Annotated in this window: 7 protein-coding genes; 1 reads left to right on the forward strand and 6 read right to left on the reverse strand. The window is 39.6% G+C overall.

Annotated features, from left to right (window positions below):
- Positions 1-70 precede the first annotated feature (70 nt).
- The 3 genes from IGK91_RS11865 to IGK91_RS11875 form a co-directional block, all read right to left on the reverse strand.
- Positions 71-4,879, reverse strand: a complete 4,809-nt coding sequence (locus tag IGK91_RS11865; RefSeq protein ID WP_241546987.1) for a prealbumin-like fold domain-containing protein — start codon at positions 4,877-4,879, stop codon at positions 71-73.
- A 235-nt stretch (positions 4,880-5,114) separates the two neighbouring features.
- On the reverse strand, positions 5,115-6,884 hold the full coding sequence (locus IGK91_RS11870; RefSeq protein WP_010736962.1) for an ABC transporter ATP-binding protein: 1,770 nt from the start codon (positions 6,882-6,884) through the stop codon (positions 5,115-5,117).
- Positions 6,885-6,886: 2 nt separating this feature from the next.
- Positions 6,887-8,599, reverse strand: a complete 1,713-nt coding sequence (locus IGK91_RS11875; protein WP_034868009.1) for an ABC transporter ATP-binding protein — start codon at positions 8,597-8,599, stop codon at positions 6,887-6,889.
- 117 nt (positions 8,600-8,716) lie between these two features.
- Between IGK91_RS11875 and IGK91_RS11880 the strand changes: the two genes are divergently transcribed.
- Entirely contained in the window at positions 8,717-9,373 is a 657-nt protein-coding gene (locus tag IGK91_RS11880) for a TetR family transcriptional regulator (RefSeq protein WP_010736960.1), read from the forward strand.
- A gap of 154 nt (positions 9,374-9,527) precedes the next feature.
- On the opposite strand, the gene IGK91_RS11885 is transcribed toward IGK91_RS11880, so the two are convergent.
- From IGK91_RS11885 to IGK91_RS11895, 3 genes are all read right to left on the reverse strand, one after another.
- Entirely contained in the window at positions 9,528-10,073 is a 546-nt protein-coding gene (locus IGK91_RS11885; RefSeq protein WP_010736958.1) for an acyl-CoA thioesterase, read from the reverse strand.
- A 131-nt stretch (positions 10,074-10,204) separates the two neighbouring features.
- Positions 10,205-10,993 carry an alpha/beta hydrolase gene (locus tag IGK91_RS11890; RefSeq protein ID WP_010736957.1) on the reverse strand — a complete coding sequence of 263 codons (789 nt, stop codon included), beginning with the start codon at positions 10,991-10,993 and terminating at the stop codon, positions 10,205-10,207.
- Between the two features lie 154 nt (positions 10,994-11,147).
- Entirely contained in the window at positions 11,148-12,623 is a 1,476-nt protein-coding gene (locus tag IGK91_RS11895) for an MDR family MFS transporter (RefSeq protein ID WP_010736956.1), read from the reverse strand.
- Positions 12,624-12,691: the final 68 nt, after the last annotated feature.

Genomic DNA, 12,691 nt, shown 5'->3' on the forward strand with positions numbered 1-12,691 from the left:
CATTCTTTTTTTTCTGCATATCCTCTACTCCTTTCTCATTTGCTGAAATGCCATCAGACCGTCCTAATTACTATTTGCTATTTCGCTTACTTCTCAAGTGATAGAACAACCAACCTAGTAATAAAACAATGGTAGTGAGGGCTGCAATTAGAAAGAAGCGAAGTCCAGGTCCACCTGTCATTGGCAATAAGCCAGACGTTTCCGTATTCATGATTGGTACGACTTCCATTTCGTCCAAGTTTTGGACAGCTTCATGTGGTTGTAACAAAATGTAATCTGTATCAGCTAGCCTAAATCGTTCAGAAAGGTCACTACCTTCGTGATCCGTGATACTTATTTCTCTAATGTAATAATGATAAGCTTGACCATCTGGAGTAAATTTCTCCAAGCGGTTACTGATCCATTTCAACCCTTCACCTGTATCTCCTGGCGTTAAGAGAATCGTTTGGATTTTCTGCTTTTCCCCTTCTTCGACACTTCTAAATAACTCAAAGGTAATGTAGTTAATGCTCGAGTAATCTAAATCGCTGAATTCAAATTGTTTCTCAAATCCCACATAGACACGTTCAGGGGTACTTTCAGGTGTCGTGCTATTTTTCAGGGTGATTTGCCAATTATGATTAGCATCTTTCACGATCTTATTGAGATTATCAACTTGATCGCCTTCTTCCCCACTACTTAAATCAAAATATGGTTGCAGGTTTTTTCCTGTTTTGGTATTGATGATGCTGGTTTCTTTTACGATATATCGATAATCCTCACCTAAATCGGCTAACTCTTCGACCAACACTTTAAACTCATTCTCCTGATTTAAAGTGAAAGTCATGGGTGTGAATGAAGCATCCAAGCGCCACTCATCGCTTTGTTCATGCCGTTGTTCCCTTAATAAATTGACCGTAATTTCATAATCTTCTTTGATCTCCTCTGGTACTGCCGCATTAGGCGTGGTAAAATCCCAATTTTTTTCGATCGTGAAAGGCTTTGGTCGGTTTTCAACAGTCAACTTGAACTGACCATTGTCTAATTGGATCGTTGCTCGTTCTTGTGTCACTGGAATCCCTTGTTCATCGGTGAAAAAAATTTCCTCTTCTCTACTAGTCGTTCCTGATGCCTGTACCTTGAAATAAATGGGCTCTGGTAGTACAGCAAACGGACCTGCTGGTGGAGTAATCTCTGTCAGACGATAGATTCCGTTCGTCAATCCATAAGCCTCTTCTTCATGAACACCACCGATCTGAGTAGGATTATCTACTGTAAATGTCCCTAATACTCTTTCAGGAAATTGTTCTTGGAAAAAATCTTTAGATTTTTTCTCTAAACGGAATTCTGAACCTGTAAGATCATTTCCTTCGTGATCGGCTTTATAGAATTCCACGATTCGGTGGATTCCTGAAGCATAACCTTCGCCCGTCGTGATGTCCGTAATGGATTCTTCCGTCACTTTTTGTTTCCCATTCAAGAAAACACCTGCACGATTATTGACAGAATCAGCGGTTGTTTGGGCAGTATATTCTACGATCAATGTTTTATCTGTCACTTCTGACTGACCAGTATTATCACCTACAACTAATTGGAAATGAGCAGTTTTTTGCGATAAATTGATCAAACCGTCCGCAGCTAACTGGTCAAAGGCGGTTTCTGCCTTCACACCTGGCTCACTTAAAGCTCTTCCTGTTTGCTGACTGATCCAATGAGCTTCACTTGTATCATTTTCTGGATTTGCTTGCCATTCAAAGATTTGATAAGCACCTCGCCCATCTACGCCAATGTACTCTGGCAAATATGGGACTAAGAGTTGTTGTGGTGCCAACAGTAGAAAATCTTGTTCATCAATTAAACGGCGTATTTTTTCAAATTGCTGAGTCTGGGGATTGTATTTTCCTTCAAAAACGTTGATTCGATATTTTCCAGTATCGGGATCTAGCAGAAGCGTCGTTTCTTCTTCATGATCCATGAGATCAAAGAGATACAAATTCTGGTATTTGGCGCCACCTGGATTCACGATCACGCGGTAGGTGATATGTTCGCCGTCGTCTGCTACTTCACCCGTCTTGATCACTAAACTTTCTGTCGGTATCGTGACTTGCGTTTCTACTTCTGTCTTGCGCCCACCAGGACTTGTCAGTGTCGCTATATTTTTATAAGAACCTGCTAGTAATGGATTATCAGCTAGTTCTTGAGTGGCAACATAATCGGCAATGAAGAAGATAACGATTGGTCGATGACTCTCTTTTAAGAGAACGATCCGCATCAATTGTGTTTGCGGATCATATTCTAGGCGATAATCCGTACCTTCCACTAGTCGTTCATTCCCTGCATAATCTCCTGCCGCTATTTTCCAGCGGTGTTGGTTCGTATCAGGATCAATCGGACCAGCTAGGTTGGCGGTCCCCTGAAAGACGTGAACAGAGTCTGGCTTAAACTCCCAACCAGCAAGGGTCGAAAAATCATCTTCAATGACGGTTCCTGCTGGTAATGGACCACTGGAAGGATTGAATTCTAGACGAAACAGTGTTTGGTAGCGATCAACGATTCCAGTGTAGACCGGTTGTCGACTCTCATTTGAAAAACTTTCATCTGTCCAATATTCAAACGTTCCGATATTTCCAGCATCAGCTTGTTCTGCATCTTCAGCGATTGCTTCTTCATACTTTTGCCCTGGCTGTAGGAATAACCCTTTTTTATGTCCATCGTTTATGAGGCTATAGTGCCAATTGCCAAATGTTCCATAACCAACTGAATCTTGAGAATACTGAACGTCTCCTTGTCGCCAAGTTGCTTTGGCATAGTTGAAGAACGTAATATCTGGATGGATATACGTTCCACCTAACCAAGGATAGGTCCCTTGGACTACTGGATCGCTGGAATAGTAATTACTTCTATTGAACTGAGAAGGGTCTTCATCCCAGATTTTTAAATAACCTCTACTAGATAACTGATGCTCTTTCGTTGAAAAATGAATCTTAATGGTTCGATCCGTTGTTTCATAATCTCCAATCAAGCGGATCGTAAACCCTGTTTGATAAGCACTATTCGCTTGATGTAAATAACTCCCATCCGGCAACATCAATCGTTCATCGGGTTCAGAAAGATTATGCAAAACCAACTCAAAATCAACATCCTTTTCTAATGTGTTGCCTACGTCATCTGTGATGACTAATGTCGATTCTAGTAATGAGCGAGCATAATAGATCCATTTAAAAGGACGAACATTGTTCTCATAGTAGCCGTGATAGTTATTAGGATCGAACAATCGCACGAGATCCTCTTCAAAGATGATGGAAGAATCACGGATTTCTACTTGTTCAACTAATTTATTTTCCTGATTGAACAAAATCTCCCAATGTTGGATCTGCTGAGTCTGGTCACCCCCAACTCCACGTTTTACGATCCCTGGCATGCTTGGGTTAGGAATGATTCCGCCAGCGCTACCTTCACCAAAACTTCCTTGGATCGCATGGTTGGAAAACTGGATCGTATCCGCTGAAACCTGTCCATCCGTCGTTTGTATCCTCGTTTGGTAGGTGATTCGGTAGGTGCCATTCGCATCCCCTGGTGGTGTGAGCGTCATCTCTGTGTTTTCTGCATTGAAACCGACTGTAAAGCCTTCCGCATTCGTTCCAGTGATCTGCAGTGAGTTTTGTTCAAAGGTATGGCTCGCAGCATTTGCTGGAATGACGGATAATCGATCAACGATAGGGTCTTTTTCACCATCGACGTAATAATACGTGTCGATTTGCCAAGTCACGAGTACATAGTCATACGCTTCGCGATTCCCTGTTGGTTGACCAGGCTCATCTGTCGCCCGATAAAAATCAATTTTGTCTGATCCATTTGGATTTTTAGCTATTCGTTTTGAAAAGTCTTGTTTTACGATATCAAATTCGACATCATTCGTTTCTGTCCGACCTAATTCATCACTTTCGACAATGAGTTGATTATGAACAGTTGGTTGGCTCAGATCTTTGACTCTGGTACGGATGATTAATCGATAAGCGGTTCGTTTAGGTGCTTCATTATTTCTGATCGTCCAAGTTATTTGATTGTCTTGTTGCGCTTGACTATAATCACTTGCTAACAAAGGATGGAACTGTTCAACTTCTTTCTTTTGGATACTAACTGACACAAATTCCTGGTTATCACCAAAGAAATCTGTGATTTTCACATTTGTCAACGCCCGATGTTCTTCGTTGATCAACGCTTCCCATTCAACAATTCCAGTGTCCCGATTAAAACCAATTCCCTGTTTTTCAACGATCTCTTCTCCTTTAACAATGATTGGCACTTCAACTACACCATATTCTCCCAAATCTACGATCAATTCTTCGGTAATATTATCAAAACTCGTATCAATAGAAAACGAACCCTGAATCTCACTAAAATTATAAATACGGGTATTAAATTGGATTGCTATACTACGATCCTCATTTACATAAAACGTACCAAAAGAAAATCGTCCAGTTTCATCCATCAATTCACCCGATAGACCACCTGCTGGAATCAATAATGTGTCAGGAATATTTTCAATGATCGTATAGCGTTCATTAGCTATTAGATCGCCACTAGGATAAATATCGTCATCGACCAACCACCAATTGATTTGAAGGCGGACATTCGTATCGCTTGGAACGCCTGTTTCGGGCAAATCATTCGTATACGTGCCGTCTTTTTCAGGATCGATCATCAATTGGACGCCGTTATCATTGTTCCCGTAAGCCTCACCTAATTGAAAACCTGTTGGTTGTCCAGTTACCTGGAAATGACCATTTGAGGAAGCATGGACTAGCGGCCCCATCAAAAAGAGCGGGTTGGACAAAGGAACCAAAATCGTCAAGAGCATCATCAATTGTAAGCACACCTGCCTTATTTTTACCTTCATACCCATTACCTGCCTTTTTATAGTTTTTAAGGAGCGCCTTATTTAACATGAAATATAACAGGTTTCTTGAAACAGCTTACTTCAACTTTTTCAGACAAGTCTGAAAAATAACGTTTCTTATCTCACAATAGCCAAAGTCAAAGAGATCTCTATATGCAAAAAAGACTACTTAGAAAAGAGCCATTCCCTCTTCTAAGTAGTCTATTAGTTAGCTTATTTGTTCATCAAAAACAGATTATTCAAAGACAAACTGATTATGATAAAGTTCAGCATAGAAGCCATCTTCTGCCAACAACTGATGATGATTTCCTTCTTCGATTACTTTTCCATCACGTAAAACAACAATACGATCTGCATTTAAAATCGTTTTTAACCGGTGGGCAATCACAAAGCTGGTACGTCCTTTGATTGCTTCGTCCATGGCTTTTTGGATTTTAGCTTCTGTTACTGTGTCCACGTTACTTGTTGCTTCATCTAAAATCAACAATGAAGGATTCGTAATGATCGTTCTGGCAATACTGATCAATTGTTTCTGACCGGTACTGAACAAGTTGTTTTCTTCAGATACTTCTGTTTCATACCCTTTTTCTAGATTCATGATAAAGTCATGAATATTCGCCTGCTTAGCGGCATTGATCACTTCTTCGTCTGTCGCATCAGGTTTCCCAAAGACAATATTGTCGCGAATAGTACCCGAGAATAGGACGGATTCTTGTAAAACGATTCCTACATGTTTTCGTAAAGCATCTAAATCATACTCACGGATGTCTGTCCCATCAATCGTTACTGCACCACTATTCACATCATAAAAACGATTCAATAGATTCATGATCGTTGTTTTACCTGAGCCAGTCGGTCCAACTAACGCAACCATTTCACCTTTATTTACATCAATGGATACATCATTTAACACTAATTTATCAGGGTTATAACCAAAATCAACGTGTTCCAAAGATAAGCCTTTATCGATCCCATCAAAGGATTGACCATTCGCTGGTTTCACTTCATCTTTTTCAGCAAACATCTCATTCAGTCTACGTGCTCCTGTGATCGCTAATTGGATCATGCTATAACCAGATGAAATTTGCATCAATGGTTGATAATATTGTTGGGAATACTGAACGAATGTGACTACCAATCCTAAAGCAGCCGAGCGTTCCAGATCCCCATTCAGTGCTAACCATCCACCAAAGAAAATGACGATTGCGGTATTCACTAAAGACATCCCTTGCATCATTGGGAAAAGCAATCCTGAATAAGCTTGTCCTTTAAACGTTGCTTTACGAACAGTCTCATTGTGTTCCAAGAAACCATCAATTGTCTCTTCCTGTAATCCATTGGTGATGATGACACGTTGACCACTGATTTTTTCATCCATATAGCCGTTCAATTTCCCAACTTCGTCTTGTTGTAAATCAACGTATTTTCTTGCCTTTTGGATAATCAAAACAGCAATCAAAACTGCCACTGGTGTAGAAGCAATTGTTGCCCAAGCTAACTCAACATTTTGGCGGAACATCATAATCAATATCCCAAAAAGTAAAACGATATTGGTGATTACTTGGAGCAAAGCTTGGTTCAAACTATTTTGGATATTATCTAAATCACTCGTAAATCGACTAAGAATTTCCCCATCTTGATGAGAATCAAAGAAGCGGATCGTCAATTTTTCTAGTTTATTGAATAAACCAATACGCATCCGATTCGTCGATTTACCCACTACTTGCGTAAATAAGATACTGTAAATGAAGTTTGCGGCACTCGCTAAAACATAAAACATTAATAGTTTCCAAATAATGGAAACGAAGCGACTCTTATCATCGACTCCTTGCATCAAAGCCCCAACATAGTTGGCTAGTTCTTGAAAGGCTTCTCCGATATATTGTGGTGCCTTCACTTGAAGATAAGTGGCAATGATAACTGTAACAAAAATAAAGAAAAAGGAGACCTTATACCGTTTTAAATAGTGATAGAAAAACTTACTGGCTTTTATTAAATCAGTCATGGCTACTCCTCCGTTCCTTTTTGTGTTTCGAAAATTTCTTGGTACACCCGATTGGTTGCTACTAGTTCTTCGTGTGTTCCTTCACCCACTAATCTGCCTTCATCTAACACAAGAATCCGGTCTGCTTTGACAACAGAAGCGATTTTTTGAGCGATCACAATCGTAGTAGTGCCTTTTAATTCTTTTGCTAATGCTTCACGAACCAACTTTTCAGAACGCGCATCTAATGCACTGGTACTATCATCTAAGATCAAAATCTTAGGATCACCAATGACACCTCGGGTAATAGACAACCGCTGTTTCTGTCCACCTGAAAAGTTACTACTACGTTCTTCCACAGGAGCCTCATAGCGATCCGCTAATTTTTCGATAAATTCTTGTGCTTGAGCAATCGCAGAAGCATGTTCCATATCTTTTTCAGAAGCATCTTTTTTCCCTTGACGCAAGTTTTGCGCAATCGTTCCAGAGAAAAGGATCGCTTTTTGTAAAACAAAGGATACAGTGTGACGTAAGCTTTTTTCATTGACTTGTCTTAAATCTACGCCGCCTACTTCCACTTTTCCTTCTGTTGGGTCAAACAATCGTGGAATCAACTGAGCGAGTGTCGATTTACCAGCTCCTGTTGCACCAACAATCCCCACCATTTCCCCTGGTTGGATCGAAAAACTGATGTCTTTCAATGTGTCTGCATCATCGCCAGGATAACGGAAAGAAACATGATCAAAAGTGACTGATCCAGTTAAATCCTGTTCTGGCACATCTTGGTATGTTAAATCTGGTTCTGTGTCTAAAATCTCTTTGATCCGTTTCAATGAAACTGCAGCTCTTGATGTCATCATCATCATCATTCCACCAATAATGATTGCCATCATGATCTGCATCAAATAGTTCATGAAAGAAGCCAAACCACCGATTAAGGTTGGATCATCTTTTGCTAAATCACTAACAAAAAAGATTGCGCCAACTACTGCTAAATTAGCAGCCAACATAAAGGATGGAATCATCACAGAAAACAAGGTTCCCACAATGATGTTGTGTTTCGTTAGATCTTCGCTGACTTTACTAAACTCTTTCAATTGATTGTCTTCTTGGACAAAAGATTTGACTACACGGATCCCCATAAGATTTTCTTTGGCAATACTATTGACTTTATCAATCAGTTTTTGGATGATCATAAAATGTTTACCCATTCTGGTAAATGATAAAGCTGTAATCAAGAAAACTGCTACGATCAATGCGACAATGATCCACCATAATTGCGGCATCGTCATCATTGCCAAAACAAAAGCCCCGATAAACAGAAATGGAATTCTAAAGAGCGATTGTAAAGAAATCATGACTAGGTTTTGAATTTGTGTAATATCATTTGTTAGTCGAACTACCAGATTTCCAGCAGAGAATTTTTCGATATTTCCAAATGAAAAAGTCTGGATTTTACGAAATGCTTCTTCCCGAATATCAGCACTAATCCCTTGTGCCACTTTCGCTGAAAAAATCGTATTTGAAACTCCAGCTGCCAGTCCTAATAAAGCTAAACTGATCAAGTATACACCGATCGTTTTCATCTTGTCGTTATCTTCTGTAATAATAGCTTCTAATACTTGTTGTAAAAGCTTCGGTTGCCATAATGCGGCACTTACCATAATCGCTACAGAAAACAATGAAATAAATACAGCAACTTTGTATTTTTTTGCATGTCTTAAAATTAAGCCCATTGGTTGTTACACCCCTTTTTATTAAAATTGACAGGTCTTATTTAACACTGTAAAATAAGGCCGACTAACAATTTACCATGTTTAAAAAAATATTGCAATACAAGAGGTTGATTAAATTTGGAACCAAAGCTTTCCCAAGAAATGATTATCAAATCTGCTTTTGCGATTCTGGCAGAAACGCAAGAACTATCAAAACTATCTATGCGAAACCTTGCTCAAAAAGTTCAAGTAAAAGCCCCTGCGCTTTACTGGTATTTCAAAAATAAGCAAGACTTGCTCCAAAAAATGGCTGAATTCATGGAAAATGAACTAATCATTCCCGAGCCTCGTTTACCTTGGCAGGAACGTCTTGTTCAATTCATGGAAAACTACTATGACCTTTACACCCACTTTCCTTGTGGTGCAGAGCTAGAAATCAATACCGTTCCTTCTTATGCGAGTCGTTTGGAACACTTAGAAATGATGATCCAGATTCTTATCCAAGCGGGCTTTTCGATTGACCGTAGTCGTCAAGCAGTGTTTGCTCTTCATAACTTGTTGATTGGTCAACTGATGGATCAACAGCATGAACAGAATCTTCGGCACAAAATCATGACCGGTAATCACTTACTCAAAGATGCTATTCTTTCTATGAAAAGTTATGTCGAAGAAAATGCACTAGTTGGACTAAAGGCTAGTATCACCGCTCACCAGAACCAAGAAAATGAAAAACAACTCTTTCTTGATAGCGTGACGATCTATCTTCAAGGGTTGGCTGTACAAAAAGAATCGTAAACAAAAAAAGACATGAAGGCAAGTTCGCGAACTTGCCTTCATGATTTTTTTGTTTACTGTTTGAGTTGACTACGTGAATAAAACTTCCTATTCCACAAGTAATAGCCAGTTTAGCTACTAGTTTAGCCATTTCACTTATCCTAGATAAAGCGGTCTAATCATCTATTCCTTCATTTTTTAACCAAGGAAGGTCTGTTGATAATTGAGCAGCAAAAGCTCGGTAGTCTTCTCGTTCTTGTAAGCGCTGTTTGCGACGTTTTTCGTATCCTGCGCACACTAGTTTTTCTTCTGCCGTGTCAGGTATGACTTTAGGTACTGTAAATTCCGTTTCTTCATTCATATGAGACGGAACAGCGACAAATGTTGTAAAACAAGTTGCGGCTAAGTAACGCTCCCCAGTTGTCAGATTTTCCCCAATAATTTTAACGAATACTTCCATCGATTTATGATGAGTACCACTTACATAAGATTCTACACACACAGAATGGTTTTCATGCAATGGCTTCAAAAAATTCAAGCTGTCTAAAGAAGCGGTAACTGCACCTCTGCGACAATGTCTTGTCACAGAGATCGACGCAGCATCATCAATCATCGTCATCAATTTCCCACCAAATAAAAACCCAAAAGGATTAAGATCGAACGGAAAAATCCGATGTGTTTGAATGACTATCGATTCTTTACAATGCTTTATCTCTTCCAAAAAAACACCTCTTTCAAATTATTACCTTGTGATTCGTCCTATAAAAAAGCTAAGGCCAAGACAATGTCCTAGCCCTAGCGATCGTCCTGAAAAATAGTCTCAAAAGCTAAGAAAGATCAAGGATTCTTCACCTATTTTTCTTCAAATAACCATTCCAAAGCACGTTGAATCCACTGGTCCCAAAATACCCAGTTATGTTCGCCAGGACCATGTTCGAAGGTTACGCCAATCCCATTTGCTTTCAATGAATCAGTCATTTCTTGATTTGCTTGATAAAGAAAATCTGATTCCCCACATGCCAAGTAGATACGAGGTGCTGTTTTGTCACTCTTTACTAATTCTTCTAATAAATACTGAGGATCATTAACTGAACCTTTGATCTGATCTAACGGTCCAAATACGCCCTCCCAGAATTTTGCCTTTCGAATCATCAATAAATCATCCATCCGATTGCCTACTGAAATGGCTCCTGATAAAGAAATGATTGCAGCAAAATTTTCTGGTTTTGCCAGCCCAAGTTTCAAAGCACCATAGCCACCCATTGATAATCCAGCAGCATAAGTCTTTTCTCTTTTTGTCGTTAATTGTGGAAACAGTTCATGACAGATTTCGGGAAGCTCTTCTGAAATAAACGTCCAGTATTTCATATCATAGGCCGTGTCGGTATACCAACCTAGATCAGTAGAAGGCATAATGACCGCTAATCCATGGTCTGCGACATATCTTTCAATCGACGTCCGACGCTCCCAGACACTATGATTTCCTCCCATTCCGTGCAGAAGGTATAAGACAGGAACATCTGTTGTCGCTTGTTGTGAACTCGTACCGATCACTTTATTTGTTGTTTGTGGAAGGATTACATTCAGGTTTACTTCCATCTCTAAAACATTCGAATAAATATTTGCTTGAATAAATGCCACGTTGAAACATCCTCTCTAAGGTGTGAAAAATAGTGTTTTTGACCTGACCAATAATGACAAATTTTGATAAAACAACTATTCTAACACCGGTTATCGTTGTGAAATAATTGGTCAAACGACCTCACAAAGTAACATTTAGTACTACTTTCTTGTACTAATACTCTCTTATTCTATCACTTTTTTCACGAACGACAAATGTCAATGCAAAAGCGATCACTACTAGTAATAGCCCCACAAAATAGACTTGATGCAATCCTTCATATAAAATCTTCCGTAAAGGCGTGATCAACTCTGACGCAATGTTTTTAGCTGTTTGTGGGTTGACTAGCTTATTCATGATATCTGCATCATTCGTCAAATTAGTCGCATTCAGCTCCCGTTGTGTTACTCCATTGATCAATAAGCCAAAGACTGCCACCATCACAGTTTGTCCAATCGTCCGCACCAATGTATTGAACGAGGTAGCTACCCCTAGTTGATCTCGAGACACACTATTTTGGGCACTAACAGTTGAGGTAGTCATGGTGATTCCTAGTCCTACACCAATGACCGTTGAAATAGCAAAGAACCATAAAAAATTACTTTCAAATGGCATTAACCAGAGCCAGGCACCGCCTAGAGAGGCAATCAATAGACCAATTCGCAATACCCAATTCGTTGCCATTTGAGTCATCCACTTACTTGCTAAGAAAGAACCGACCATCCAAACGAGAGAAAGCGGTGCTAAGACTAATCCCCCTACTGCAGCATTTAGCCCCAATACCCCTTGCATCCACATCGGGATATACACATCGATGCCCATTAAGAACCCACTGGCTAAAGCTGCTGCTAGATTCACGACCACAAATAGTGGATTAGCAAAAAGATGCAACATGATCACAGGGTCTTTGGCTCTTCTTTCTGCTGCAATAAATAAAAATAATAGAAGAAGACTTCCGATCAAAAGCCCGATCACTACTGGAGTAAATCCTTGATCCCCTAACAATTGAAATCCAAGAAGTAAAGCAACCAACATCGCCATCAAACTAAAGCTCCCGAATAGATCCATCGGTTTTGACTCATGTTCTCTCTGTGGTTCGTTCAAATAAAGCCAGATCAAAACCATCAATAAAAGCCCGATCGGTACATTAATAAAAAAGATCCAATGCCAACTGATCGTTTCTACAATAAAACCTCCAGCTAATGGTCCAAAAACACTAGCAATTCCCCAAGCCGAACTGTTCAAACCTAAAACTTTTGCTCTTTTTTCAATCGTATATAAATCGCCAATGATCGTTAACGCCACTGGCATCATTGCTCCAGCGCCCATTCCTTGAACAGCACGAGCAGCAATCAACCCCATCATGGTTTGAGAAAGTCCACAAAATAAAGAACCAATAATAAATAATAGCGTTCCAAAGATAAAAATAGGTTTTCTCCCCACTTTATCTGCAAGTTTGCCATAGATCGGTGTCAGCATCGCATTCGTTAGTAAATAAATCGAAAATACCCAATTCATGATCTCCATACCGTGAAGAGAGCCGACGATCGTAGGCATCGCAGTGGTCACGATCGTTCCTTCAATTGCTGTCATGAAAGTTGCAATAAACACACTGATCGTTACTAATTTGACGTTTGTTTCTCTTTTCATCTTATTCCTCCTTTTTTTATTGTTGCCAAATAAATTTTAGCCAAAAAAAATAGGCTTTATCATTTATC

This window comes from Enterococcus sp. DIV1208 (assembly GCF_050530455.1).
Taxonomy (GTDB): domain Bacteria; phylum Bacillota; class Bacilli; order Lactobacillales; family Enterococcaceae; genus Enterococcus_B; species Enterococcus_B hirae.